We start from the raw sequence: 24,964 nt of genomic DNA on the forward strand, positions 1-24,964 counted from the left end.
TCCTCCTCTCCTCGACCCTTCCCCGCCGGGACGGCTCCTCGGCGATCAGCGGAAGCCGCTTGTGGGGGTCAACCCCAACCCCTGGCGGAAGTTCGATTCCAGATCGATCTTTTCAAACTCCATTATCATCACCGGTCTCTGGGTCCCGTTCTTATCTATCCCCATCCCCAGCCGATTCGCCGATCCGAAATTCTTGAACTCGGCATCGATAGCGATCCTCCCCACCGAGAGGTTTGAGCCGATCTCGGAGCTTCCATTCAGCTCGTCGGCCTCCGAGGGGGTAGCTACCACCGTCATATTCCCGGGCGGCACGCCGTCACCATCGACGCCTATCAGGTCGGCCCCCGAGGGGGCTTCACCCACCGTCATATCCGATCGGGTCGCCTCCCGGAAGAGGAGCTTCTTGACCTCCTCCACCTGGGCCCCCATCACCGGGGCAGGATCCTCGGGAGCCAGCTCCATACCCAAATCGGCCAGGCCGGGGGGCTCCAGGGACCCATCGGAGATATCCAGTTCCGGCGATGGGGGAGGTGACGTCGGCTCCGGTCCGGCGACGAGGTGCCCGGCCTCGCCCTCCATCCCCGAGGCCTCCGCCGGGGCTGGGGGAGCGGTCCCTTCCTTCTCCGGGTCACCGACCTCCTCCGCCCCCTTCTCCTCCGAGGGGAGACGCCTCGATGTGCTGGGGGCGGTCCTCTTCTCCCTGGCGACGTCGATGGCGGCAGCTCCGGCCACCTCGGAGGAGGTGGCCGATTTCGGGGCGGGTCCCGCTGCCAGATGGCCGGGGTCATCGGATCCTCCGCCCTCCTCTGGGGCTTCATACAAGGCCTCCGGTTCGGCTCTCTCCCCAGTCCTGGCGGAGGGGGTCCCAGATCCGGCCACCACTGGTCTCGAAAGGTCCGGGAGGGGCCTCTTTTCAGCCACCCCTTCAGAGGTCGTCTCCACGGATGGCCCGATGGCGACGGCTTCCTCCCCTGCAGGCTCCGGTCCGGCCGCCGGGGCCTCTGGCAAGGCCCCGGACTCTGAGCCGTCGGTCAGCCCGCCGCCCTCAGGTCCGGCGGTGGTATTGGAGGGGCTTACCTCGCCGATCCTGGGGCGATCGCGGGCGGATCCGGCCTTGTAGATCGTCGGGGTCTCATTAGCCTCGGGGGGGTGATGGTCGGGACCTTCCCCCTTCGAGGAGCCGCCGAGATCGTCGCGGACCCCCTCCCTCGCCTCGGCGGAGGAAGATCCTCCGCCACCCCCTGAAGATGCCCTCTTGCCGCTTCCTCCCGACGAGGCGAAGGCGGCGCCTCCCCCGAAGGCCCCGGACCGCCCCTCATCGACGGTCTTGGGGGTCATATCCAGCTTCTCCGAGGGGGGGGACCAGGAGGGGGCTCCCCGGGGTGGAAGGCCTCAGGCCCGAAGGGGAGAGGTTGCCAACATATCCGGAGCCACGATCGCTGGAGAGGAGGAGCCCCAAGCCAGGCGTCAGGAGGACGAGCCCCAGGACCATCAGGGCGCTCCAGACCCGGACCTGCTTTTTTGGGGGGACGTTAAGCCGCCTCAGCACCTCCATATCCCGGAGCTTACGGCTCTCTCCCCTCCGGGCGGCGTGGATCTTGTATGCGGAGTATCCGGTCAGGATAGAGCCGACGATGATGGCTGCCAGGGCTAACATAGCTCCCTCACCTATTTGACCAGTTGGATGATATATATTTTAGTTATATATCAGTTACGCATAATGTTATAAAAATACTTTTCGCAGGTTGTGGAAATGGTCAAACTTTTAAATCGACCTGCCTCAATAATGCCGAGGCCTTTAGCATGAGAGAAGAAGAGAAGTTCCAGATCATATGGGAGAACGCCCAGAGGATGCCGGATATGGAGAAAGCTCTATTCTACGAGCTTGAGCGGAAGAAGCCTGTGGTGGGACTTTTGATGGTCCTCCTCCTCTTTGCGGGGGGAGGTCTCATCTACGGGGGGAGGGCTGTCCTGGGACTGATGCTGGTCCTCGTCGATATCCTCCTCCTCGGAGCCCTCCTCGCCTTCCGCGGATTCGGACCCTTCGTCCCCGGCGAGGCTCTCCAGGCAGCAAGCCTGGTCCTGGTCCCTATGATCTTGGCCCTCTACCTCTACGCCGGATGGAAGGCCCTCACGGCGATCGAGGATTATAACGAGCGGCTGTACGTCACGGTCTTCGACCGGTCTCCCCGCTGAGGCTACGCCTCCAGAGGGCGGGCCCCTGGGGCCCAGGGATAATAAGAGGGTGGATCGGAGGCGAAGAGATGCCGCCTCCGCCCCAATCTCCAGATCTGAGGTCCAAGCCCGTTCAGGCCACCAGGACCGTCACCGTGCTCACAGCGCTGCACCCTGCGACGGTGGAGCTGACGGTGAAGGTCTTGGGACCCGCCGATCCGAATCGGGAGTCGAGGCTGTAACTTCCCGTCGAGACCTTCCGGAGGGTGCTTCCGGTGAGGTGGGCGTCGGCGGGGTTCCAGGTCAGCCTCAGGCTGGAGGGGTCGACGAGCGCCCCCGAGGGTCCGTAGAACTTCACAGTGAGGGTGTAGGGGCTGTTGGCCCTGGTGGCGCTGAAGTCCATGGACGACCAGCAGCTTGCCATCGATTCGAGGGAGGCTGCCGGCTGGACGAAGATGTTGCTCCCGGTCCCGTCCTGGAGGACGTAGGCCGCCCAGAGGAGGCCGTCGATGGGGCTATAGGAGAGGGACGGATAGACCTCGTCCCCCGGGGTCCCGGTGACCCTCGCCCTCTCGATGAGGGTCCAGCTGGGGCTGTATCTCTCCAGGTATAGGTCGTAGCTCCCACCTTCATCGGAGCTGTAGATCAGGTTGAACTCGCCGCTCTGCGCGATGAGGGATGGGTAGTCCTGGCTCGATGGGCTGGTGGTGATCCTCCTCTTCGGCTCGAGGGGGTTCAGGCTTCGGTCGTACTTCCTGACGAAGATGTCCAGGTTTCCAGACTCCTCAGAGGCGTAGGCGACATATATCCTGTCGTCGCCACCCAGGGCCAGAGACGGCCGGTCCTGGTAGCTCGCCTCGGTGGTCACCCTCACCTTCCGGATCGAGGTCCAGGAGGAGGAAAACCGCTCGATGAAGATATCCCCGCCGGAGGACTTCCCCGTCTCCCAGGACTGGTAGGCGAGGTAGAAGTCCCTCCCCGCCCGGATTAGGGATGGGCTATCCTGGTCCGCCGGGGAGGTGGTCAGCCTCCTCGTCTCGACGAGGTTCAGGCCGCCGTCATACTTCTTGACGAATATGTCCCAGTTTCCCGCCTCGTCAGATACGTAGGCTACGTAGTAGTACCCGTCGGCATATATCGCCGACGGGGTGTCCTGATATGCCGTATCGGTCGTAGCCCGGACCTTCTGGAGCTGGTTCCAATAGAGGTCGAAGCTCTTGAGGAATATGTCCCCGTTGAAGCGGGGGCCCGCCTCCCAGGACTGGTAGGCCAGGAGGTGGCCATCGGCGGAGCTGACGAGGGAGGGCCTGTCCTGGATCGCGTCGCCGGAGGTCAGCTGATAGATCCCCCAGGGGCTGATGAGCTGGTAGCCGCTGTATCCCACGGCGCTGTCATAACGGGTGGCAGGCTCGTGTTTTCCGTCCCGGACGTAGACGTAGAGGCTATATTCGCCGGCGTCGGCGGGAGCCGACGTCCACGTCCAGGCGCGGCTCGTCGACCAGTCCTGGACCACCTTCCAGGCGTTCCCGGTGGCGGGGCCCTTCAGCCAGAACCGATAGAGTATGGGGTCACCTTCCGGATCGGAGGCCGTCGCCGTCCAGACTATCGTCGATCCCGCCGTCTGCGGGCTCGGCCTGCTGGGCGAAAGGGCGGTCGCCGTCGGAGGCCTGTTTACCGTCACGGGCGGGGTCAGCTGATAGCCGCTGAAGCCCACGGCGCTGTCGTACCGGGTGGCAGGCTCGTGTTTTCCGTCCCGGACGTAGACGTAGACGTCATAATTGCCGACGTCCCCGGGGGTCGAGGTCCAGCCCCAGGTCCGGCTCGTCGACCAGTCCTGGACCACCTTCCAGGCGTTCCCGGTGGCGGGCCCCCTCAGCCAGAACTTGTAGAGGATGGGATCGCCATCCGGATCGCTGGCGGTGGCCGTCCAGGTTATCCTCGCGCCCGCGGTCTGGGGGCTCGGCCTGCTTGGGGCGAGGGCTGTCACCACCGGGGGACGGTTTACAAGGACGGGGGCCGTCAGCAGGTATCCACCGTATCCTTTGGAGCTGTCGTAACTGGTTGGTGGGCTGTGCCTTCCGTCCCGGACGTAGACGTAGACGTCATAGGGGCCTGCGTCGCCGGGGTGCGTCGACCAGGTCCAGATGTTGCTGGTGGACCAGTCCCTCACCACCGTCCAGACGTTCCCGGTGGCGGGCCCCCTCAGCCAGAACTTGAAGAAGAGGAGGTCCATATCCGGGTCTGCGGCGAAGGCCGTCCAGGTGATCGTCGATCCCGCCACCTGGGGGCTCGGCCAGCTCGGCAGGAGGGCGGTGGCCACTGGAGGCTGGTTGGGCGGCCTGATGGCGATCAGGTGGTAGCCCCTGTACGCCGTGCAGTCGTCGTAGCGGCTTGGAGGCTGGTGCTTGCCGTCCCTGACGTAGACGCAGAAGTCGTACTGGCCGATCTCCCCGGGGGAGGTTGACCAGGTCCAGGTCCTGCTGGTGGACCAGTCCCTGACGACCTTCCAGACGTTCCCGGTGGAGGGGCCCCTCATCCAGAACCGATAGAGGATGGGGTCACCGTCCGGATCGCTGGCGGTGGCCGTCCAGGTTATCCTCGCGCCGCCGATCTGGGGGCTCGGCCGGTTGGGGGTGAGGGCCGTGACCGTCGGGGGCCTGTTGGGCGTGGGCGCCGGGTTCACCTTGAAGGGGGTGATCTTGTACGCGTCCCAGCTGTCAGGTCCCGCATGCTTTCCGTCCCTTATCCATACGTTTACCTCGTAGTCGCCCTGCTGGGACGGCTTCCAGTCCCACCAGTTCTTGGTGCTCCATTCCTGGACGACCTCCCATGCGCCTCCCGTCGATGGTCCCCTCAGGTGGAACTTGAACTGGACGACGTCCCCCGGGTTCGGGTCGGTGGCGTCGGCGGTCCACCTGATCGTCGCCCCGACGTTCTGGGGGCTCGGCGGGTTGGGCGTCAGCGAGTTGAAGACCGGGATTTGGTTTGGTGCCGTCACCGTGTAGTCTACCACTTTGTAGTCGTCCCAGCTGTCAGCGGCCGCGTGGTTTTGGTCCCTGATCCAGACGTTCACCTGGTTATTTCCCTCATCGGCGGGAGTGGTCGTCCAGGACCAGGTGGGGATGTTGCTCCAGCCCCTCTTCTCGACCCAGTTGTTAGACGTGCCAGGCCCCTTGAGGAAGAACCTGTAGAATACGGTATCGCCATCGGTATCCGTTGAGCTGGCGGTCCAGACTACCGTCGTCCCGGCGCTCTGGGGGCTCGCCTTGTCCGGGATGAGGCTATCGACCTTGGGAGGCAGGTTTGGAGCCGGGGCCGGGTTCACCTTGAAGGGCGTGACCTTGAAGGCGTCCCAGCTGTCAGGTGCTGCGTGTTTTCCGTCCCTTATCCAGACGTTCACCTCGTAGTCGCCCTGCTGGGCTGGAACCCAGTCCCAGAAGTTCGTTGCCGACCAGTCCTGGACCTGCTGCCATGCGTCTCCCGTGGAGGGCCCCTTGAGGAAGAACTTGTACGATATGGGATCGCCATCTGGATCCGAAGCTGCAGCAGTCCACTTGATGGGGGTGCCGGCGTTCTGGGGGCTCGTCGGGTTCGGGTTCAGGCTTGTGACCGTGGGGGGCTGGTTAGCGGCGGGGGCCGGGTTCACCTTGAAGGGCGTGACCTTGAAGGCGTCCCAGCTGTCAGGTGCTGCGTGTTTTCCGTCCCTTATCCAGACGTTCACCTCGTAGTCGCCCTGCTGGGCTGGAACCCAGTCCCAGAAGTTCGTTGCCGACCAGTCCTGGACCTGCTGCCATGCGTCTCCCGTGGAGGGCCCCTTGAGGAAGAACTTGTACGATATGGGATCGCCATCTGGATCCGAAGCTGCAGCGGTCCACTTGATGGGAGTGCCGGCGTTCTGGGGGCTCGATGGGTTCGGGTTCAGGCTTGTGACCGTGGGGGGCTGGTTAGCGGCGGGGGCCGGGTTCACCTTGAAGGGCGTGACCTTGAAGGCGTCCCAGCTGTCAGGTGCTGCGTGTTTTCCGTCCCTTATCCAGACGTTCACCTCGTAGTCGCCCTGCTGGGGCTGGAACCCAGTCCCAGAAGTTCGTTGCCGACCAGTCCTGGACCTGGTCCCAGGCGTCTGGATGTGGCAGGCCCCTTGAGGAAGAACTTGTAGAGGATGGCGTCTCCATCGGGATCGGATGCGCTGGCGGTCCATATGATGGGGGTGCCGGGGTCCTGGGGGCTTGCGGCGTTCGGGTTGAGGGAGTTAGCCACGGGCGGCTGGTTTGGCGCGTTTATGACGAAGTCCGCGACCTTGAACGAGTCATACCCTCCGGGCCCCTCATGGTTTCCGTCCCTGACCCACACGTTGACCTGGTTTGCGCCCGCATCGGCGGGAGAAGTGGTCCAGGTCCATGTTGGAGACGGGTCCCACCCTCTCGTCTCGGCCCAGCTGTTGGATGTGGCAGGCCCCTTGAGGAAGAACTTGTAGAGGATGGCGTCTCCATCGGGATCGGATGCGCTGGCGGTCCATATGATGGGAGTGCCGGGGTCCTGGGGGCTTGCGGCGTTCGGGTTGAGGGAGTTAGCCACGGGCGGCTGGTTGGGGACGGGGGCCGGGTTCACGGAGAAGGGCGTGACCTTGAAGGCGTCCCAGCTGTCAGGTCCAGCGTTGAATCCGTCCCTGATCCAGACGTTCACCTCGTAGCTTCCATCCTGGGTGGGGGTCCAGTCCCAACTGTTGGTCCCCGACCAGTCCTGGACCTGCTGCCACGCATCGCCCGTGGACGGCCCCTTCAGGAAGAACCTGTAACTGATTGGGTCTCCATCGGGATCTGTAGCACTCGCGGTCCATTTTATGGCGGTTCCAACCTCCTGCGGGCTCCCCTTGTCTGGGGTGAGATCTAAGGCGGTCGGTGGAACGTTGGCCAAGGCCGCCGAAGTGAGTATCATTCCAAATATCAGCAGCGACAGAGCCAGGCGACGAGCTAAGGTTCGGCTCCGTTCCAAGAGATCCCCTGGGAGATCGACCCGTCTCTCCCAGGCGACCGGCTTTGATGAGGGATCTACCATATCGAACACCTTCCAATCTTCGACCGACAAATTCGTATCCAGACCAATCCGTCGATTTGGGATTTTAAGTACCTATTTTTCATATCAGAGTCTCGTGGCGCTAAATGCTCCAAACTCCGTTTCACGTGAACTGGATGTAAATTGCGTATGGACGCACAACTGGATAAGTTAGTATCTCCTGACAGTAAAGTTTGTCGGATGGAGAGAACCCCCGGAGGTGGATGGTGCCAAAAGCCTCCCCGGGGCCAGCCGCAGACCTTCGACCGGCACCGGGATAGCTTTCCCTCGGCCTGGGGACCGATTTTAAAAATCCCAAGCCATCTCAGGCGAAGGGATGCTTAGCCGAGTCCTTCCTCGCTAGGGCCTCTTTCACCGTCGGCTCTCCTTTCATCGCCCGCTCGATGGCGAGCTTCGTCGCCCTGTAGTTGTAATCGGCGACTTTCTTCTTATCCTCGGCGTCCCACTGGAGGAAGACTGAGACGATGATCAGCAGATCCTCGGCATCAGCCTCCGGGATAGTCCCTTCGGCCACCGAGTCCATCACCGCCTTGGCCACCGCCGCCTGAGCCGGGCCGAAGATCAGAAGCGCCTGGGTGGCGTTGGTGATCGTCACCTTGTTCACCATGAGGGTGGCGGGCTTGGGGATGAGGTTCGGCTCCAGGACGGCCAGGAGGGGGGTGTGCCCCATCCTCGGCGAGGCGAGGGCCGCAACGAAGGCATCTTCGACGGCGCTTCCCTTCCTCCCGATGACGAGGTCTATGTGGGCGACCTCGGGCCCTTCTCCTACCAGCGCCTCTCCGACGAGGGCTTTTTCGAAGTGGTGGGTCATGGTTCGTTCTCTCCAGGGCTGACATCGCGGCCAGCCCCTCTCAACTATTTGTGATGATGTTTTATATATTTTCGTTACAGGCGGCCGACCGCCGGGGTGATAAGCCGCCAGAGCCGTTGGTCTCTCATAGGAGGGGTGATCTGATCTATGAAGAACGTCGCCTGGGCGGTCACGGGGGCCGGCCACTACCTGGCCGAGAGCGTGGCTGCCATGGGGAAGATCTCGCAGAAGAACCGGGTCTGCACCTTCGTCTCCGAGGCCGGTGAGGAGGTGTTGAGGATGTACGGCCTCTTCGACCGGCTCAAAGAGATATCGGGGGGCGGATACCTGGAGGAGGTCTTCCTGGAGCGGGAGGAGGGGTCGAGCAGCCCAAAGGCCGGCCGGTTCATGATGAATAAGTTCGACCTCTTGATCGTCGCGCCGGCGACGGCCAACACCGTCGCCAAGATCGTCTGCGGAATCGCCGACACCCTCCCGACGAACGCCGCGGCCCTGGCGAACAAGGCGGCCGTCCCCCTCTACGTCCTCCCGACCGACGTCCTGGAGAGGGCGGAGACCGAGCCGCCCTTCACCATCGACAGGGATCTATGCCTCCGCTGCGAGGCCTGCGAGCCCCGGGCGGCGTGCCCTAGGGGGGCGATCGGAGAGCAGATCGACCTTTTGAGGTGCGACGGCTGTGGCATCTGCAGGGGCCTCTGCCCCCAGGGCGCCATAAGAAGGGGAGCGATCTCCGTCGCCAGCCGTCCCCTGGACAGAGAGAACATAGAACGGCTCGGGAGGATCCCCGGGGTCACCGTCCTCGCGGGGCCCGAGGATATCGAAGGGCTCGTCTCATCCCCCCAAAACGGGATGTAAGCTTTATCATCTCATGGCGAGATACGGCGAGCAAGAATGAAAGTCCTGGTAGTGAACAACTACGGTCAGTTTAACCACCTGATCCATCGGAGCATAAGGGACCTCGTCCCGGCGAGGATGATCTCAAACCAGACTCCTGCGGAGGAGATCGAGGCCGACGGGCTCATCCTCGGCGGAGGCCCCACCCTTGAGCGGGCCGGAAGGTGCTCGGAGTACCTGACCAGGCTCGAGATCCCCATCCTCGGCATCTGCCTCGGCCTCCAGGTGATGGCCGAGACCTTCGGCGGGAGGGTCGAGAAGGGCGCCGTCGGCGGGTACGCTGAGGTGGAGGTCGAGGTGCTGGAGGAGGACGATATCCTGAAGGGCCTCGCCCCGAGGATCAAGACCTGGGCCTCCCACGCCGACCAGGTCGTCTCCCTCCCGCCGGACTTCCGGGTTTTAGCGAGGTCGGAGGTCTGCGAGATCGAGGCGATGGGGCACAAGAAGCGGCCCCTCTATGGAGTCCAGTGGCACCCCGAGGTCGTCCACACCGAAGGGGGCATCAAGCTCCTGGAAAACTTCCTTGAGGTATGTCGGAGATAGAGAGGTCCGCCGGTCCCAGCGGCATCGAGGAGATGCTGGAGGAGCTGGCGCTCCAGCTGGAGGGGGCCGAGAGCCTCTCCGCGGAGACCATCGCCCGCGAGATCATGCGGATCGGCTTTCGTTGCCGGCGTTGCGGCGACTGCTGCCGGGGCGAGGAGAACAGCGTCGTCGTCTTTCCCTTTGAGATCAGGGTGATCATCGCCGACGAGACCGGGGAGAGCTGGCTCGAAGTCGCCGGGCCGCCCGAAGAGGGCGAATGGGACTGCGAGGGGAACTTTCACACCCTGGAGTGGCGTTTGAGAAAAACGGGCCGGGACTGCAGGTACTATTCTGAGAACGGCTGTCGAATTTATGGCGCAAGGCCCCTCCTCTGCACGACCTACCCGTTTTACCTGGAGGGTGGACGGCTCCTGTGGTCGGAGTGCCGGGGGCTCGGGGGCGAGATCGGGACCGAGGACTCTCTGAAATTGGCCGAGCTTCTCAAAAGAAGGCAGATCGTCGAGATCCGGGAGGCGATCGAGCTTCTCCTGAAGTATGAAGACTTCGAGAGGGGCGAGCCCTCGCCTTTCGGCAGATGCATCGTCCACGACAGCGAGGCCGTCCACGAGGTCGCGTGGTCTGAGATTCCGGGGGCCCTCGGAAGGCGGCTTCGAAGATCGCAGAAATGGTGAAAGCGTCGGATGCTATCTCTATGCTGCTTTAGGATGGCCCAGTTCCTCGAATCTTCTCCGGTAAAGCTCTTCCGCTTTTTGTTCTGATGGGTCGATCACTTCGGTTTTGAAATTGGTGAGTAAGTGCTCCAGATTTTTATATTCATACGTATTGAGAAGAGACCTGTGGTTTACCCTGAGATTGCGTAATGTTACAAGCTCATGGTTCTCCGAGCCATCTAACAACAGCGGCTTCACTGGAACTGCAACATTATGCACGATATGTGGGATCTCTTCGATAACAATTCTTGGATCTGTGACGTCAGCAACTACGAACCTTGAGATATGGGCTAAAGTGGACACGGTTTCTATGAAGTCTCTACTGTCCGGTCTCTCAAAGTAGAAGAGTATGGGCAAATAGCCTTGTTTCCTCAATTCATCCCGGATGGCGTTCAGCACTACCATTCGCTCAGGAGTAAATCGGCCGAGTATGAGAACAGCCTTTTTAGCTATGGTGTCTATAGCATCGCGGATTTTCTGGCTGTGGAGGAGCAGGTAAATGAACTGGGCAACTTCCAGATTATCAACGGTTATGACTGGCTCATCGTAGTGGGTGATTATAAGGTTTGACTGGTCTTTAGGTTTGCCTTCTAATCCCCAGGCAGAGATTCCATATACTCGACAGTTCGTAAATAATGCGCCCTCAACTCTTGTTTTAACCAGCTGGGCACCCTCCAGGTTAGCCTCACTCAGATCAGCAAACTCCAGGTCAGCCTCCCGTAGGCTAGCCTCCATCAGGGCAGCTTTGCTCAGGATTGCTCCACCCAGTTTCGTCAAAAACAGTTTAGCAAAAATCAGGTCAGACTTACTCAGATCAGCCGCATTCATATCAGCATCACTGAGATCGGCAAACCTCAGGTAAGCTCTCCGCAGGTTAGCTTTGCTCAGGTTAGCCCCAATCAAGTTAGCCCCACCCAGTTGTGCCTCGCTGAGGTTAGCCCCGCTCAGGTTAGCCCCAACCACGTGAGTATTAAACAGCCAAGCTCCGCTCAGATTGGCCCCACTTAGATTAGCTCCGCTCAGGTCGGGAATTGTAGTAGAATGGCTTCCTCTCCACCGATTCCATACTTCCACACCTTCTTCGAGGATCCGAAGATGCTCCTCATTAGCCACCTGGCCAACCCCCACCAGTCCCTCTAAAAGCCCACGAAACGGGCCGTTCACCTACCCTCATCCTGGGCCTCGTACTCCAGGGTGCCGATGGCGTGCTTGAAGACTATCATCTTCTTCCCCTTCCCCAGGTCCAAGAGGAGCTCGTAGTTGTTCTGCGCCTCAAGCTTCGCTATCAGGGGCCTCCCGTCCAGAAGCCTGATCGTCACCTTCTGGCCCAAAGCCCGGGGGATGAACTGTTTCGGCTTCGCCGTATCCTTCTTCCCCTCTTCCTCTCCCTTCTCATCCAAGAACATGATCTTCCGCTCCTAAAATGATACCCAGCTCCTAACGATTCCGAATTGTCCCGTCGAGGATCCGCCTTCCCTCCTCCGACCGGAAGAGGGGAGGCTCCCACTCCTCGACGATCTTCGTCCTCGCCCTCTTCTCCTCTCCTCCCGTCCCTTCGCCGCCTGCGTCCCCGATCTCGTCACCGACCCAAACCCGGCGGATCAGAATCCCCCTCCTCTGCCATGCGGGGCTCTTGGCGAGGTTAGCGCCCCTGCGAAAGAGCATCTCATGGATCTCGGCCTCCTTCATCCCCCGCAGGCGGCCCATCGCCTCGCGGGGGGCGAAGCCTTCGGCGACGAGGGCGTAGAAGCCGCTGGAGAAGACGTGGTTTCTCCAGGCCTCGTCCTGCCTAGCCGCGAAGTACTCGACGACCTCTTCGGGGCAGAGGGGGATCGACCTCGCGTCCATGGCCACGGCCTTTCCGAGGCCGATGGAGAGGAGGCCCGAGAGGGACCCCGCCACCACCGAGTCGATCTTCTCCAGCCGGCCGTTGAAGGGCGCCTCGCCGAAGAGGAGGCTGACCTCGTCGGAGAAGGTGAAGGCGATGGCGGGGGCGAGCCCCGACCCCTCGACGAACGCCCTTGCGGCCGTCGCCATCGCCCTCGCGAATTCGAGGTCGTAGGGCTTATTTGCCTTCCGGAGGAGCTTTCCAAAACCTCTTCCGTCGGCCCGTACCACCAGGGGGGCCCGGACCCGGAGGTCGGCGTAAACCTCCCGGCGATCAGCCCTTCTTTTCATCGCTGTAAGGCACGGGCACGGTGCCGAAATGCTTGGTGATTATGATGTCCCCGACGGCGGTGACCCCCCGGTAGGGTATGATGATGCCCCTCCCCTTCAGGTCGAGGAAGGACCTGTTGACGTTCCCCAGGGCGAGGCCGCTCACCTCCCCCACATCCGGATCGAGGACCACGTCGTCGACCCTTCCGACGAAGATCCCCCGCTGGGTGTAGACGTCCTGATCCAAAAGTGCTGTGATCTCTATCTGCAATCTAGTCCCCTCTTCATCGGTTGTTGCTCTTTAATCTTAAATCTTCTGATCAGTTCGGCGGAGGAGAGGGTATCGCCACCATAAACTGTCTCGGATCGGGCTGAGGGCGTCCCTCGCGCGAAAACCCCCGGCGGGGGCGGAGAAGTGGCTTCAGGCCAAGCTCTGAATCTGCGGGCCGGTCCTGGATGATACAAAAGAGGCGGCCTCTGGCCGGGGGAGATGCCGGTCAAGGTGATGGAAAGTTGGGAGGGGAGCCCCCCTCCCAACGCCCCCCTTCATCGATCCACCCCTCCCTTTGGGGCGATCTATATCATATCGATTCTGGGAGGCGAAGATCCTCCCAGCGCCAGCTTTCTCTTATCGTCGTAAGGTAGGAGGATCAGCGGATTCTTCCGATCCCTCCGGCGGCTTAGGGGTCACCAGGTTATGGTGAACTCCTTCACCTGGTAGCTGTCCCAGCTGTCGTATCCGGCGTGGTTTCCGTCCCTGATCCAGACGTTCACCTGGCTCGTTCCCGCGTCGGAGGCTGTCGTCTGCCAGGTCCACCTGTTGCTCGCCGTCCATCCCGTCATCTCCCTCCAGGCGTCTCCTGTAGAGGGCCCCCTCAGCCAGAACCGGTAGAATATCTGGTCCCCGTCGGGGTCGACGGCCTTCGCCGTCCAGGTGACCGCCGAACCCGCGACGAGGGGGCTTCTCCAGTTCGGTTCAAGGCCCGTCGCCGTCGGGGGCCTGTTCGCTCTGGGGGCCGCCACCTGGAAGTCCCTCACCTGGTAGCTGTCCCAGCTGTCATATCCGGCGTGGTTTCCGTCCCTGATCCAGACGTTCACCTGGCTCGTTCCCGCGTCGGAGGCTGTCGTCTGCCAGGTCCACCTGTTGCTCGCCGTCCATCCCGTCATCTCCCTCCAGGCGTCTCCTGTAGAGGGCCCCTTCAGCCAGAACCGGTAGAATATCTGGTCCCCGTCGGGGTCGGTAGCCGTAGCCGTCCAGGTGACGGAGGCGCCCGGGAGGGCGGGGCTTCCCCGGCTGGGGGAGAGGCCCGTCGCCGTCGGGGGCCCGTTCGTCCTGGGGAGGGCGACGGTGAACTCTCTTGTCAGGCTGCACTTGGAGCCGTCGGGGCCCGCGTTCCGCCCGTCCTTGACGCTGACGCAGACCGAGCTCGTCCCGGCATCCGAGGGGGCCGTCCTCCAGGTCCACCTGTTGCTCGCCGTCCATCCTGTCATATCCTTCCAGGCCCAGCCCGTCGAGGGGCCCTTCAGCCAGAACTTGTAGAGGATGGCGTCACCATCGGGATCCGTCGCCATGGCAGTCCAGGTGACGGCTGTCCCCGCCGGCGCGGGACCCGCGACGTTCGGATAGAGGTCGGTGGCCACTGGTTGCTGGTTATACCAGCTTCTGCCCGGCCGCGGGCTCGTCCAGAGGCCTGAGGTCCAGGGGTCGCGGCCTTCTGGGGGCACCTCAGGCCAGAAGTAGCTTCCGAAGCTACTCCTATGGTAATATGTCCCATCAGGAACGGGGGTCGGAAGGCCGTAGCCGGACCAAGAGATGGATGAATAGGTCATGCCGGAGCCCGTGCTCTGAATAGTCGCGATGCCAGCGGCGTTGGCGGAGGATACCGCCGTAGCCAGAACCATCAATAGGAGCGAGATCGTCCCCATGACGTAAGGAAGGTTCTCCTTGACGAGCGCCTCCCGCCCTAACCTTCTCAGGGACTCCTCTCCCAGTTTAGTCGTAACCAACCCCCCTACCATGCTCAATCACCTACATCTTCAGCGCATCTTCAGCGAACCATACGCCAACCAAGCCTGGCCTGGGAAATTTAAAAGCCTATTTTTCATGTTGGGTCCCTGTTAGTCGATTTTTGCTCGTCTCGGTTATGTGAACCGCCTGTGAAACTCGTATAGGCGTCCGGGGGATGGAGGGACGAGAAGGCGGCGGATGGAACATAGGTCATTTTCAACGAATTAGGGGGAGACGATCTCTCAAATACAGATTAGTTTTTATACTAGAGTTATCCCAATAGTCGACCATGAGACTTCTAACTATATTCGATTTAGTTCTGATCCTCTCTTCGACGGTCATGGTGGCTGCTGGGTCTTACGGCCTTAAATATGATATCGGAGGCAAGGGGGAACCATTTGGTGGGGACGGTTTTCATGGAGCCCATTCGGTTCGATTAGATTACGATCAAAAAATAAGGTATGTCAGGATCGATTTTTTGGAGCCAATATCTTTTGATGATTTAGATGAGTTCTGTATGCATATTAAGCCTCTCACCGATAGTGGTTATATTTATATAGAATTATGGCTTGATGGTGATGGAGATGGAAAGTGGACCAGTAGCAGCAAATCCGACTTAAAGCTATTTACGTCGAGATATGGCGTCGAAGGTATGGGATTGGAGATCGATGAATGGACAGAGCTCAATAGCCTGGACCTCGAATATGGGAGATCCAGAGCAAATCCTCAGAAATTCAGTATTCAAGAATGGATTGATGAGACAGAAAATTTAAATTTAATACGATTGTATGTCAGGTTTGAGACATCCTCGAAAAAGCTTCCGTCTGAGGGTGCCATCTGGCTCTTCGATTACTTCAGCATAAACGGCATGATCGCCAGCTTCGAGCCGGGCGAGGGCTCCTACGTGAAGGAGGGAAAGCCGAGCAGGATAAGCCAGGGGGGCAAGATCACCTACACCATAACCTACGGCAACGACCTATTGGAGCCGATAACAAACCTGGTGATCGTGGAGGATTACGACCCGAGGATGTCCATCGTCTCGGCAGACCCGCCGCCTGACCCGGGGACCAGTAACGTCTGGACGATAGGGACCCTCCTTCCTGGAGAATACGGCCAGATCGTCGTGGTGATGAAGATGGTGAAGCAGAACTTCGTCGCGGAGGTGGATGGAGCGGTCTCTGGGGAGGGGTTCGTCTCCGTCCGGCGGAGGTTCACCACCAATCGAGAGCCCACATTGATAGTGAACCAGGTGAGGATATCCTGCGACCAGTTCGAGAGGCGTGGGCGGGTCGCGACGCCGGTGAAGGCGATCGTCGGGACGACCCTCAGCTTCGCTGAGCACGGCTCGGGAAGGTACAGGTCGGAGGAGGTCCTCAGCTACAGGACCTCCAGGATGAAGATGGAGCGGTCCTTCGACGCCGTCAAATCCCCGACGGCCTTCGCCCTCCCCCTGGGCCGCGCCATCCGCTTCGACTCCGCGTGGAGCGCAAGCCACCTCTGCATCGACGAGAAGCGGGGCTCGATGATCCGGGAGCGGTACCTTCGCGCCGACCGGCTCAACTCCACCGGCCAGGCTGAGGTCAGAAGCACGAGGCTCCGGCTCAGCTCCGAGGCGAACTTCACCGGGATGGCGATATACGAGATCGAGAGCCACACCGATGAGAGGGATGCCGCCATCACCAGCGTCTTCGATGGGAGCTACTCATTGAAATGCGGGAGCGAGGTCTACAAATGATAGGCAGAGACGGATATCGATGCGGGGCCTGAAGATCGTCGCTTCATTGGGTGAATGAAAAGGCAGGAAGAAGAATAGATCACCAAATGAGCAAAAGGGACGATGGATGAGAGGGCGGAGGGAGATGCCCTCTCATCCTCATAGGAGGTCTGGCGATCTGTTGTTTCCCACTCCCCTTCCCGCAGGATACCCTAACACCCGCTCCTTTAAATGATTATTTTTCACGTGCGGTTCACGTTGGTTTCATCTGAAATCCGGACCGCCGATAACCGCAACCCTATTATCCTCGGAACCGGCCAAAAGGCCCCTATGGGCATCAACGTCCCCCAGTTCATCGATGAAGCCATAGCAGAGATTCGCCGCACAGTAAAGGGAAGGGCGGTCATCGGCCTCTCAGGGGGCGTGGACAGCTCCGTCTGCGCCTTTCTAGCCCGGGAGGCCCTTGGGGATCGTCTCATCCCGGTCTACGTCGACAGCGGCCTGATGCGGCTGAACGAGTCGAAGAAGATCGCCGAGATGTTCTCCGACTTCAACCTGATCACCGTCACCGCCGAGGACCGGTTTTTGGGCGCCCTCGCCGGGGTGACCGACCCCGAGGAGAAGAGGAAGGTGGTGGGCGAGACCTTCATCCGGGTCTTCGAGGAGGAGGCGAGGCGGGTCGGCGCCGAGTACCTGATCCAGGGGACGATATACCCGGACCTGATCGAGTCGGAGGGGGGGATCAAGTCCCATCACAACGTCGGGGGCCTTCCGCTCCATATGGATTTCAAGGGGATAGTCGAGCCCCTCCGGGACCTCTACAAGGACGAGGTGAGGGCCGTCGCCCGGGGGCTGTCGATGCCGACGGAGATCTGCGAGCGGATGCCGTACCCCGGCCCCGGCCTCTCCGTCAGGGTCCTCGGCGAGGTGACCCGGGAGAGGCTCGGGGTCGTCCGGATCGCCAACGCCATCGTCGAGGAGGAGCTGAAGGGGTTTTTGCCCTGGCAGGCCTTCGCTGCGGTCCTAGGGAAGGCGACCGGCGTCAAAGGTGACATCCGGGCCTACGGTTACGTCGTGGCGGTGAGGGCCGTCTCCTCCCGGGACGCCATGACCGCCGACGTTATCGAGCTTCCCTGGGAGGTTCTGAGGCGGATATCCCACAGGATCGCCGGGGAGATCCCCGAGGTCTCCAGGGTGGTCTACGATCTGACGCCAAAGCCGCCGGGGACGATCGAGTTCGAGTGATCTCCTGGAGTTTCAGAGGACCCCTTTGGTGCTGAGGACGAGGGTACCCTCCCTCCTCATAGCCTCCTTCAGAGCGAGCCCCAGGGCCTTGAAGATGATCTCGGCCTGGTGGTGGTCGTTTTCGCCCTCGAACCTGATGTGGAGGGTGATCCGGCCCCCCTCCGTCAGGGCTGAGAGAAACGCTGCCACATCCTGAGTCGGCAGGTCCCCGACGAGGTCGCCGGCAAACTCGCCCCTCATCACCAGGTAGGCCCTCCCGCTCAGGTCTAGGGCCGCCGAGGCGAGGGCCTCATCCATGGGGGCTGCCGCCCAGCCGTACCTTCTTATCCCCCGCTTATCCCCCAGGGCGGAGGCGATCGCCTCCCCCAGGGCGAGCCCCAGGGCCCTCGACCTCTGGGCGGAGATCCCCCCTCCGGCCTTAGCCGAGAGGTCGATCCCGCTCATCCTCGCGAGGGCGCTCAGCATGTGGTCGAGGAACCCCGACCCGGATTCGAGTACCGAGTTCCCTTGGCCATCCAGGTCCAATTCGACGACGGCTCGCGCCCCTCCGACCTCGGAGCTTCCCTCACCCCTCCTCAAGACTCCACCTCCACGCCTCCTCCATAAACCCTAGATCGATCTCCATGAAATCTCCACAAACCCTCCATGACCGATCAATATCAGGATCGGAGGGCCGAGAGGGCCTCTCTGAAGTCGAGCTTTCCCGTATATATCGCCGTCCCGACGACCGCTCCCGCGGCGCCCGCGCCTCTCAGGACCAGGAGGTCCCCGACGGTGGTGACCCCTCCGGCGGCGACGACCGGGATCTCCACCGCCTCCACGAGCCTCCTCGTCGGCTCGGGGTCGATCCCCCGGACCTGACCTTCGACGTCGATGTTGGTGAAGAGGATCGAGCCCGCCCCCCGCTCCTGGAATAGGAGCCCAAGCTCGATCGCCCCCTTCTCCAGGTTCCGCTGCCACCCCTCGGTGGTCACCTTCCCGCGCCTCACGTCCAGGGCGACCATCACCCTCTCCTTCCCGAACTCCTCCGCGACCTCCGTCACCATCTCAGGGCGGGCGAGGGCCGCCGTCCCCAGGATCACCCGGTCGACGCCCAGGCCGAGGAGCGAAGCCGCATCCTCCGGGGACCTGATCCCGCCCCCCACCTGGATGAAGAGGTCGAGGGTCTCGACGATCTCCTGGAGGATGGGGCCGTTGATCCGGACCCCCTGGATCGCCCCGTCCAGGTCGATGATGTGCAGGGTCGAAGACCCCATCTCGGCCCACCGGACCGCCTCCGCCAGGGGGTCGTCGAGGGATACCACCTCCGTTCCCGGGACGCCGCCGACGAGCTGGACGCATCGGCCGCCGCGGAGGTCGACGGCAGGGAAGAGATCGAAAGCCATGGATAGGACCTAGACCTTCGGAGGGCTTAAGTTTTGGGGCTCCTAGGACCAGAACCTCTTCGTCCTGGCGTACTCCCGTTCCGCCTTCAGGATGTCGCGGTAGAAGTCGGCCTCATCTCTCCTGAGGTTCCGCATCAACCTCGCCGCCGTCTCGGGGCCTAGGCCCCGGCTCGCCAGGGCGACGGCGGCGGCCTTGCCGTAGGTGAGGACGAGGTTTGCGTTTCTGTAGACCCGCTTCGTCCTCCGCCGGTCCTCGGGGGTCTTCGCCGCTTCCGGCTTCTTGACGATCCTGATCTCCTCCTCCTCCCAGGGCTTGAGGGCCGCCACCATCCGGGAGCCGCAGACGGGGCACTCGGGGACCTCGGGGACGTTCTTGACCATCCGCAGCGACTTCCACCCCTTGCATTGGACGCAGAAGAGGATCACCCGGTCGTTCATGATCCGGTCTTTGAGCAGGTCGATGACGGCACCGTCGGCCCGCTCCGGGGTCGTCACGTCCCTCCCGCCCCGCCTTCCCTCGGCGCCGATGGGGCTCGCCGAGGAGGTGGTGATGGCGATCTTCCCCGCCCTAAGACCCTCCAGAACCTCCCTCGCCCGGTCGGCGTCGATCCTGTCGAAGAGGACCTCCCGCATCGCCTCCTCGCCGATGACCCCGTCGACGAAGAGGCCGAGGACCCTCTTCAGGCTCACCACCTCCCGGTCGAGGTCCCGGCGGAGGGCCCCGAACCTCCGGGCGACGTGGACCATCCTCCAGGTGAAGAGGGAGGTGTTCTTGAGGGTCATCTCCAGGATCGGGGCGAGGTGGTCCGGGTCCGTCCCGGCGAGGAGGGCTGCCACCTCCTCAGGCAGAATCGGCCTCGGCGTCTCCAGGCCGATCCGATAGGGGTCGACGTCCAGGGCCACGGAGGTCCCGAGCCTCGCCGAGAGGAGGGCGGTCAGGACCCTTCCGAGGGCTTCGTTGGCCTGGTGGCCGAGGCAGGCGTTGATGGTGATGTAGGTCCCGTCCCCCTCGACGACGATCGTCCTCTCATCGGGGACAGGGAGATGGGTCGCAAGCTGCCTTTTTATCAACTTAACGAAGGCCGAGGCCGCCTCCTCCTCGACGGGGTAGCTCTCCATCAGGAAGGCCAGGGCCGCAGCCTCGCCACCACCTCCCCCGCCATCGCCGCCCGCCTCACCTTCCAGGTGACGGGCAACCCTTCCCCGGACCTCTCCCGCCTCCTGGGCCACCTCCCAGGGGACGGGGATCTCCTCCCCCGACCAGGAGGGGATCTCGCCCCCCCTCTGGATGGGGGCGACCCTGATCTCCGCCTCCTCGTCGACGACCTCCACGATCTCCCACATCTCCCCCCTGGAGACGAAGGTCGCGCCCGGCTCGGCGAAGTTGACGACGAAGGCCTCGTCGAGGGTCCCCACGGGCTTCCTCCCGACGACGTCGTAGACCCGGTACCTCTTCTCGTCGGGTATCATCGAGAGGTTCTGGTAGTAGTACTGCCAGGACTTCCTCCTCCGCCGGAGGATGCCGCCCTCGAAGAAGACGAGCCGATGGCCAGCTATCTCCGCCGCCACCTCCTCCAGCTCCGGGAAGGAGAGGTCCCGGAAGGGGCGGGACCTGGTGACGATCTCAAAGCACCTTTTGAGGGCGACCTCGCCGAAGTCGAGGGCGAGCCCCACCAGCTGGTTTGCCAGGACGTCCTTCGGCCTCTCGTGGAGCCTCGTCCCCTCCAGCACCCGAGAGTTCGCCCTCCTCGCTATGGCGGCGGCTTCGGCGACGTCGTCGGGGGATGTGGCTATGATCGTCCCCGCCGAGGTCCTCCCCACCCGGTGGCCGGACCTTCCCACCCGCTGGACGAGGCGGGATACCTCCCTGGGGGAGCTGTACTGGATGACGTGCTCCACGTCTCCTATGTCTATCCCCAGCTCCATCGACGAGGTGCAGATCAGCCCCCGGAGCCTCCCCGCCTTGAAGGCCTCCTCCGCCTCGATCCTCGCCTCTTTCGAGAGGCTCCCGTGGTGGACCCCGATCCTCTCGCCGAGGATCCTGAAGCTCGACCCCAGGACCTCGGCGGCCTGGCGGGTGTTGACGAAGACGAGGCACCTCTCCCTCCGAACAGCCTCCCGGATCACCCGGATCTGGGCGGCGAGGCTCGGGTCGCACTCCAGCTCCTTTGCGAGGGCATAGTCGCCTGCCTCCGGCTGGGGGGATATCACCCGAAACCTCGCCTCCCTCTCCACGTCGGTCTGGACGATCCGGCACCTCCGGCGGGGGCCGACGAGGAACTCGGCGACGACCTCCGGGGACCCGACGGTCGCGGAGAGGCCGACCCTCTGGAACTCCCCCGCCACTTCCGCCATCCTCTCCAGGACGAGCGCGAGCTGAGACCCCCGCTTTGAGGCCGCCAGCTCGTGGACCTCGTCGATGACGACGGTCCTGACGCCCCGGAGGGACTCCCGGAGCCGCTTTCCGGTGAGCATCACCTGGAGGGTCTCCGGCGTCGTGATGAGCAGGTCGGGAGGCCGCAAGGATTGGGCCCTCCGCTCCGCCTGGGTCGTATCGCCGTGGCGGACGGCGACGGATACCCCCAGCTCTTCTCCCCAGGACCGGAGGCGGGAGAGCATGTCCCTGTTGAGGGCCCGGAGGGGGGTGACGTAGATGGCGGAGATCCGGCCGGGGCCCTCATCCTCGTCGGTTCCGGGGCGTTCTCTTCCCTGCATGCGTCCCCTGGACCTCGTCTCCCACCGCATCCCGTCGCCGTCTCCGGGGGAGGACCTCTCCTCGCCCCTCGGGCGGCCCCCCCCCGCCTCCATCCCGGCGGTCCCGGCCCGGGGCCTGGCCCTATCCCGGAGGATTCTGTTGAATAGGGGGAGGGCGGCAGCCTCGGTCTTGCCGGTCCCGGTGGGGGCGATGAGGAGGAGGTGCTCTCCGGCCAGGATCAGGGGTATCGCCCTCTCCTGGGGAGCCGTCGGCTCCGCTATCCCCTGGCGGGCGAGCATCCCCCGGATCTCCGGCCGGAGCCTCGAGAAGGCGGTCACAACCCATAAGTCCACCCTGCTCTAATAATAGCCTCGCGTGGAGGAGTTTTTTTGCAGGTGGCGGTAGTCGGAGCCGGAGATTACGAGGAGAGGAGGTGCTCCCTCGCGATGGAGCTGGGGAGAAAGATCGCCGAGGGCGGCCACGTTCTGATCACCGGGGGCCTGGGCGGTGTGATGGAGGCGGCCTGCCAGGGGGCGCGGGAGGCGGGAGGCGTCACCGTCGGGGTCCTGCCGGGGGAGAAGGAGGCGGCCAACCCCTTCGTCGCGGTGGCGATCGGGACCGGGATGGGCCACGGGAGGAACGCCATCCTCGTCCGGAGCGCCGACGTCGTCATCGCCCTTCCGGGGCTTTACGGCACCCTCTCCGAGATCGCCCTCGCCCTGAAGATGGGAAAGCTGGTCATCGACCTCGGCGACTGGAACGTCGATGGGATGCGGAAAGCCGAGAGCCCCGAGGAGGCTATGCGGATCGCGGAGGGGAGGGGGGGCGAGGGGTCGAGGAGATGAGCTCTCCGGCGGAGGGGAGCTTCGGGGCGAATGGGCCTTCCATCTTCTCCGCCGGGAAGGGGGAAGGCCCCGGCCCTCGTCCCCCAAGCCCCGGATCCTCGGGGGCCGGCCCTCCCCTCTCGGAATCCTTATAAAGTCATCCGACGATCGGCCGTCCATGTCCAGATACAACTGGGTTTTGGCGCTCTTCCTCGTCTTTGCCGCAGCCTTCGCCTGCGGCTGCGTCGGCGAGGATGGGGCGGAAGAGGCAGTTCATGGCGCCGAGGGCGTTGCCGCCGAGGCTGCGGGTGCGGCTGAAGAGGCAGTTCACGGCGCCGAGGGCGTTGCCGCCGAGGCTGCGGGTGCGGCTGAAGAGGCAGTTCATGGCGCCGAGGGCGTTGCCGCCGAGGCTGCGGGTGCGGCTGAAGAGGCAGTTCACGGCGCCGAGGGCGTTGCCGCCGAGGCTGCGGGTGCGGCTGAAGAGGCAGTTCATGGCGCCGAGGGCGTTGCCGCCGAGGCTGCGGGTGCGGCTGAAGAGGCAGTTCATGGCGCCGAGGGCGCTGCCGCCGAGGCTGCGGGTGCGGCGGAAGAGACCGCAAGCGGTCACTGATTCAGAACCTCGTTCAGAAGCACGAGTTGAAGCCTCCCCTTTTATCCTATTTTTCCGCATCGTTCTCAAAAGGCCCCAATCTCCATCGCAAGATATTCTTCTACCGTCTCCAGTAAGGCGGCTCTACCCCCTGCACCGGTCTCTTCGATCTTCCGGACGGCAGCTCAGGACGGCTCGCCTTCACCTCCACCTTCCAAATCCTCTCCTCCTGGGCGATGACCGCCTCCTCCAGATACTGGAGGATCTCGGCCTGGTGCACCATCTTCAGCCTCGACTCGATGCTCAGCTGGAAGGCGATGGTGCTGAAGATCAGGGTAAGAAGGGCGATGGCCATCGCGCAAGCTGCGGCGATCATGATGGCCCCGCGTCAATCTCCACCGCCACCATTCCATCTCACCGATAAAATAAATGATCGCCGGCCCATAAGGTCAGTCGCTTTATATCACAATTCTTCGCGCGGGCGCTACCTGCTGACTACGTCCGGCGGAATAAGGGAGTTTTCCGGGAGAGGGAAATGAAGGGGGATTTTGGGGGCCTCTCCCGGCCTCGGTCATATCATGGCAACTGAGGCCGCGCCCTTTGGGCTTTTGCCTCACAACCCATACTTCTACTCCGCCCTACAAAAGGTCTGACCCCGGGCGGCGAAAGTATTCCCGGGGTTCCCAAAAGCTATAAGGGGCCTTGAGGCAAGGGCGGAGGTGGCATGACGATCCAGAGACCGAGAGGGACGAGGGACTTCCTCCCGATGGACTCCTTCAGGAGGAACGCCGTCAGGAGGAGGATGCAGGAAATCCTGGAACAGTGGGGCTACTCCGAGGTATCGACCCCCACCTTCGAGCATCTGGAGCTCTTCACCATAAAGTCGGGGCCTTCGATCATCGATGAGATCTACGCCTTCCAGGACAAGGGCGGCCGCGACCTCGCCCTCCGGCCGGAGCTGACGGCTTCGGTGATGAGGATGTACGTCGGGGAGCTCCAGAAGGCGGCAAAGCCCCTCCGCCTCCACTACTTCGGAAACTGCTTCCGGTATGAGCGCCCCCAGCGGGGCCGGTTCCGGGAGTTCTGGCAGCTGGGGGCGGAGCTCGTCGGAAGCGACCGCCCCGACGCCGAAGCGGAGGCGATTGCCCTGGCGCAGGAGCTGATAAAGAGCGCCGGAGTCTCGGGAGACCTCCACCTCGGCTACCTCGGCCTGATCCGGGCTATGATGAGGACGATCCCCGCCTCCGAGCGGCCGACGTTGATGAGGTTCATCGACAAGAAGGAACGGACCCTTCTGGCCGAGAAGCTCCAGGAGATTGGAAGAGACCACCTCGGCCTTCTGGAGCTTATCGACCTCAAAGGGCGACGGGCCCTGGATCGGGCGGCCGAGATGGCCGAAGACCTGGCCAAGATGTCAGACGCCCTCCTGGACGATGGGGTGGCAGCAGGCGATTCGGATACTGCATCCGCTGCCGGGGATCGCGCCGCAAGGTCGGATAGGGCCGCGCCAGCAGACCTGGATTTAGCTCACTTCGCAGAGCTGGTGGACCTTCTCGCTACCTACGGCGTCGAGGCTACGGTGGACTTCGAGATCGTCCGGGGTCTCGAGTACTACACAGGAACCGTCTTTGAGATCTACGCGACGGGGCTCGGCGCCCAAAATCAGATCTGTGGCGGCGGGACCTACAGCCTCGCGGCCCTCCTCGGCGGCCAGGAGACGAGGTCGACGGGCTTTGGGATCGGCTTTGATCGGATCATGGAGATCGTCACCCTGGAGGAGAGGCCGCCGGCGCCCGTGGCCGTCGTCTTCGTCCCCCAGGTCCGGGCCGAGGCTATCAGGGCGGCTAGGGCCCTCCGGTCCTCCGTCCCCCAGCCCATCGTCCTGGACGTGATGGGCCGGGGGCTCGGCGCCCAGCTGAAGCAGGCCTCCGCCATCGGGGCGAGCTTCGCCGTCATCGTCGGCCCGAAGGAGGTGGAGGAGGGGAGGCTCACCCTGAGGGAGATGTCGACGGGATCTCAGGAGAGCCTCCGCCTCGGAGAGGTGGCGGAGAGGCTGGCCCGGCGGAAGGAAGGCGGAGTCCCCTGAATGGGGGTGCCCGGGGGAGGAGGCCCAACCTCAGGGGTGCTGGCCCTCCTGCCGG

The 24,964-nt window shown here is 63.0% G+C and carries 23 protein-coding genes; 9 read left to right on the forward strand and 14 right to left on the reverse strand.

From position 1 onward, the window contains the following. Positions 1-45: 45 nt before the first annotated feature. Both MHAR_RS01705 and MHAR_RS01710 read right to left on the reverse strand, forming a co-directional pair. A complete protein-coding gene (locus MHAR_RS01705; protein WP_014585906.1) occupies positions 46-1,338 on the reverse strand; it encodes a hypothetical protein in 1,293 nt (430 codons plus the stop codon). Then, positions 1,316-1,657: a hypothetical protein gene (locus MHAR_RS01710; RefSeq protein WP_014585907.1), complete on the reverse strand. Its 342-nt coding sequence runs from the start codon at positions 1,655-1,657 to the stop codon at positions 1,316-1,318. Before MHAR_RS01710 ends, MHAR_RS01705 begins: the two co-directional genes overlap by 23 nt. A 146-nt stretch (positions 1,658-1,803) precedes the next feature. Between MHAR_RS01710 and MHAR_RS01715 the strand changes: the two genes are divergently transcribed. Then, entirely contained in the window at positions 1,804-2,196 is a 393-nt protein-coding gene (locus tag MHAR_RS01715) for a hypothetical protein (RefSeq protein WP_048144242.1), read from the forward strand. Positions 2,197-2,308: 112 nt separating this feature from the next. On the opposite strand, the gene MHAR_RS01720 is transcribed toward MHAR_RS01715, so the two are convergent. From MHAR_RS01720 to fae, 3 genes are all read right to left on the reverse strand, one after another. Further along, positions 2,309-6,217, reverse strand: a complete 3,909-nt coding sequence (locus tag MHAR_RS01720) for a hypothetical protein (protein ID WP_014585909.1) — start codon at positions 6,215-6,217, stop codon at positions 2,309-2,311. Further along, entirely contained in the window at positions 6,214-7,110 is an 897-nt protein-coding gene (locus MHAR_RS01725) for a hypothetical protein (protein WP_143763228.1), read from the reverse strand. Before MHAR_RS01725 ends, MHAR_RS01720 begins: the two co-directional genes overlap by 4 nt. A 442-nt stretch (positions 7,111-7,552) precedes the next feature. After that, the gene (gene fae / locus MHAR_RS01730) at positions 7,553-8,059 is read right to left on the reverse strand and encodes a formaldehyde-activating enzyme (RefSeq protein WP_014585911.1); all 507 of its coding nucleotides are present in this window, start codon (positions 8,057-8,059) and stop codon (positions 7,553-7,555) included. A 147-nt stretch (positions 8,060-8,206) separates the two neighbouring features. Between fae and MHAR_RS01735 the strand changes: the two genes are divergently transcribed. The 3 genes from MHAR_RS01735 to MHAR_RS01745 are packed head-to-tail and all read left to right on the forward strand — an operon-like array spanning position 8,207 to position 10,167. Then, a complete protein-coding gene (locus MHAR_RS01735; protein ID WP_014585912.1) occupies positions 8,207-8,914 on the forward strand; it encodes a dihydromethanopterin reductase (acceptor) in 708 nt (235 codons plus the stop codon). 36 nt (positions 8,915-8,950) lie between these two features. Next, positions 8,951-9,496, forward strand: a complete 546-nt coding sequence (locus MHAR_RS01740) for a GMP synthase subunit A (RefSeq protein WP_014585913.1) — start codon at positions 8,951-8,953, stop codon at positions 9,494-9,496. Next, positions 9,484-10,167, forward strand: a complete 684-nt coding sequence (locus tag MHAR_RS01745; RefSeq protein ID WP_014585914.1) for a YkgJ family cysteine cluster protein — start codon at positions 9,484-9,486, stop codon at positions 10,165-10,167. Before MHAR_RS01740 ends, MHAR_RS01745 begins: the two co-directional genes overlap by 13 nt. 18 nt (positions 10,168-10,185) lie before the next feature. Here MHAR_RS01745 and MHAR_RS01750 read toward each other — a convergent pair whose 3' ends face one another. From MHAR_RS01750 to MHAR_RS01770, 5 genes are all read right to left on the reverse strand, one after another. Then, positions 10,186-11,319 carry a pentapeptide repeat-containing protein gene (locus MHAR_RS01750; protein WP_048144749.1) on the reverse strand — a complete coding sequence of 378 codons (1,134 nt, stop codon included), beginning with the start codon at positions 11,317-11,319 and terminating at the stop codon, positions 10,186-10,188. A 47-nt stretch (positions 11,320-11,366) separates the two neighbouring features. After that, positions 11,367-11,612 carry an RNA chaperone Hfq gene (locus tag MHAR_RS01755; protein WP_048144244.1) on the reverse strand — a complete coding sequence of 82 codons (246 nt, stop codon included), beginning with the start codon at positions 11,610-11,612 and terminating at the stop codon, positions 11,367-11,369. 31 nt (positions 11,613-11,643) lie between these two features. After that, a complete protein-coding gene (locus MHAR_RS01760; protein WP_014585917.1) occupies positions 11,644-12,384 on the reverse strand; it encodes a tRNA(His) guanylyltransferase Thg1 family protein in 741 nt (246 codons plus the stop codon). Then, positions 12,368-12,634 carry a PRC-barrel domain-containing protein gene (locus MHAR_RS01765; protein ID WP_014585918.1) on the reverse strand — a complete coding sequence of 89 codons (267 nt, stop codon included), beginning with the start codon at positions 12,632-12,634 and terminating at the stop codon, positions 12,368-12,370. Before MHAR_RS01765 ends, MHAR_RS01760 begins: the two co-directional genes overlap by 17 nt. 416 nt (positions 12,635-13,050) lie before the next feature. Continuing rightward, the gene (locus MHAR_RS01770; RefSeq protein ID WP_143763229.1) at positions 13,051-14,382 is read right to left on the reverse strand and encodes a hypothetical protein; all 1,332 of its coding nucleotides are present in this window, start codon (positions 14,380-14,382) and stop codon (positions 13,051-13,053) included. A 773-nt stretch (positions 14,383-15,155) separates the two neighbouring features. Between MHAR_RS01770 and MHAR_RS01775 the strand changes: the two genes are divergently transcribed. Together MHAR_RS01775 and guaA are read left to right on the forward strand one after the other, a co-directional pair. Further along, positions 15,156-16,106 (forward strand): DUF11 domain-containing protein, encoded by a 951-nt coding sequence (locus tag MHAR_RS01775; protein WP_048144246.1) that lies wholly within the window; start codon positions 15,156-15,158, stop codon positions 16,104-16,106. A 309-nt stretch (positions 16,107-16,415) separates the two neighbouring features. After that, a complete protein-coding gene (guaA, locus tag MHAR_RS01780) occupies positions 16,416-17,330 on the forward strand; it encodes a glutamine-hydrolyzing GMP synthase (protein WP_014585921.1) in 915 nt (304 codons plus the stop codon). 12 nt (positions 17,331-17,342) lie between these two features. Here guaA and MHAR_RS01785 read toward each other — a convergent pair whose 3' ends face one another. The 3 genes from MHAR_RS01785 to MHAR_RS01795 form a co-directional block, all read right to left on the reverse strand. Then, a complete protein-coding gene (locus MHAR_RS01785; protein ID WP_014585922.1) occupies positions 17,343-17,909 on the reverse strand; it encodes an imidazoleglycerol-phosphate dehydratase in 567 nt (188 codons plus the stop codon). Between the two features lie 80 nt (positions 17,910-17,989). Continuing rightward, positions 17,990-18,715 (reverse strand): 1-(5-phosphoribosyl)-5-[(5-phosphoribosylamino)methylideneamino]imidazole-4-carboxamide isomerase, encoded by a 726-nt coding sequence (hisA, locus tag MHAR_RS01790; RefSeq protein WP_014585923.1) that lies wholly within the window; start codon positions 18,713-18,715, stop codon positions 17,990-17,992. A 42-nt stretch (positions 18,716-18,757) separates the two neighbouring features. Continuing rightward, a complete protein-coding gene (locus MHAR_RS01795; protein WP_014585924.1) occupies positions 18,758-21,748 on the reverse strand; it encodes a DEAD/DEAH box helicase in 2,991 nt (996 codons plus the stop codon). Positions 21,749-21,805: 57 nt separating this feature from the next. Between MHAR_RS01795 and MHAR_RS01800 the strand changes: the two genes are divergently transcribed. Continuing rightward, on the forward strand, positions 21,806-22,255 hold the full coding sequence (locus MHAR_RS01800) for a TIGR00725 family protein (protein ID WP_228369622.1): 450 nt from the start codon (positions 21,806-21,808) through the stop codon (positions 22,253-22,255). Positions 22,256-22,412: 157 nt separating this feature from the next. Beyond that, positions 22,413-22,844, forward strand: a complete 432-nt coding sequence (locus tag MHAR_RS01805) for a colicin transporter (RefSeq protein WP_143763230.1) — start codon at positions 22,413-22,415, stop codon at positions 22,842-22,844. 100 nt (positions 22,845-22,944) lie between these two features. Here the strand turns inward: MHAR_RS01805 and MHAR_RS01810 are convergent, their stop codons facing one another. Next, positions 22,945-23,199 (reverse strand): hypothetical protein, encoded by a 255-nt coding sequence (locus MHAR_RS01810; RefSeq protein ID WP_048144247.1) that lies wholly within the window; start codon positions 23,197-23,199, stop codon positions 22,945-22,947. A gap of 348 nt (positions 23,200-23,547) precedes the next feature. Between MHAR_RS01810 and hisS the strand changes: the two genes are divergently transcribed. Beyond that, positions 23,548-24,909: a histidine--tRNA ligase gene (hisS, locus tag MHAR_RS01815; protein WP_014585926.1), complete on the forward strand. Its 1,362-nt coding sequence runs from the start codon at positions 23,548-23,550 to the stop codon at positions 24,907-24,909. The last annotated feature ends 55 nt before the right edge of the window (positions 24,910-24,964 follow it).

The sequence above is a fragment of the Methanothrix harundinacea 6Ac genome (genome assembly GCF_000235565.1).
GTDB lineage: Archaea > Halobacteriota > Methanosarcinia > Methanotrichales > Methanotrichaceae > Methanocrinis > Methanocrinis harundinaceus.

Excerpts from the sequence above, each read along its gene's own strand:
- MHAR_RS01705 (WP_014585906.1), bottom strand. The coding sequence starts at position 1,338 with ATGACCCCCAAGACCGTCGATGAGGGGCGGTCCGGGGCCTTCGGGGGA.
- MHAR_RS01710 (WP_014585907.1), bottom strand. The coding sequence starts at position 1,657 with ATGTTAGCCCTGGCAGCCATCATCGTCGGCTCTATCCTGACCGGATAC.
- MHAR_RS01715 (WP_048144242.1), top strand. The coding sequence starts at position 1,804 with ATGAGAGAAGAAGAGAAGTTCCAGATCATATGGGAGAACGCCCAGAGG.
- MHAR_RS01725 (WP_143763228.1), bottom strand. The coding sequence starts at position 7,110 with ATGATACTCACTTCGGCGGCCTTGGCCAACGTTCCACCGACCGCCTTA.
- fae (WP_014585911.1), bottom strand. The coding sequence starts at position 8,059 with ATGACCCACCACTTCGAAAAAGCCCTCGTCGGAGAGGCGCTGGTAGGA.
- MHAR_RS01735 (WP_014585912.1), top strand. The coding sequence starts at position 8,207 with ATGAAGAACGTCGCCTGGGCGGTCACGGGGGCCGGCCACTACCTGGCC.
- MHAR_RS01740 (WP_014585913.1), top strand. The coding sequence starts at position 8,951 with ATGAAAGTCCTGGTAGTGAACAACTACGGTCAGTTTAACCACCTGATC.
- MHAR_RS01745 (WP_014585914.1), top strand. The coding sequence starts at position 9,484 with ATGTCGGAGATAGAGAGGTCCGCCGGTCCCAGCGGCATCGAGGAGATG.
- MHAR_RS01755 (WP_048144244.1), bottom strand. The coding sequence starts at position 11,612 with ATGTTCTTGGATGAGAAGGGAGAGGAAGAGGGGAAGAAGGATACGGCG.
- MHAR_RS01760 (WP_014585917.1), bottom strand. The coding sequence starts at position 12,384 with ATGAAAAGAAGGGCTGATCGCCGGGAGGTTTACGCCGACCTCCGGGTC.
- MHAR_RS01770 (WP_143763229.1), bottom strand. The coding sequence starts at position 14,382 with ATGGTAGGGGGGTTGGTTACGACTAAACTGGGAGAGGAGTCCCTGAGA.
- guaA (WP_014585921.1), top strand. The coding sequence starts at position 16,416 with ATGGGCATCAACGTCCCCCAGTTCATCGATGAAGCCATAGCAGAGATT.
- hisA (WP_014585923.1), bottom strand. The coding sequence starts at position 18,715 with ATGGCTTTCGATCTCTTCCCTGCCGTCGACCTCCGCGGCGGCCGATGC.
- MHAR_RS01805 (WP_143763230.1), top strand. The coding sequence starts at position 22,413 with ATGTCCAGATACAACTGGGTTTTGGCGCTCTTCCTCGTCTTTGCCGCA.
- MHAR_RS01810 (WP_048144247.1), bottom strand. The coding sequence starts at position 23,199 with ATGATCGCCGCAGCTTGCGCGATGGCCATCGCCCTTCTTACCCTGATC.
- hisS (WP_014585926.1), top strand. The coding sequence starts at position 23,548 with ATGACGATCCAGAGACCGAGAGGGACGAGGGACTTCCTCCCGATGGAC.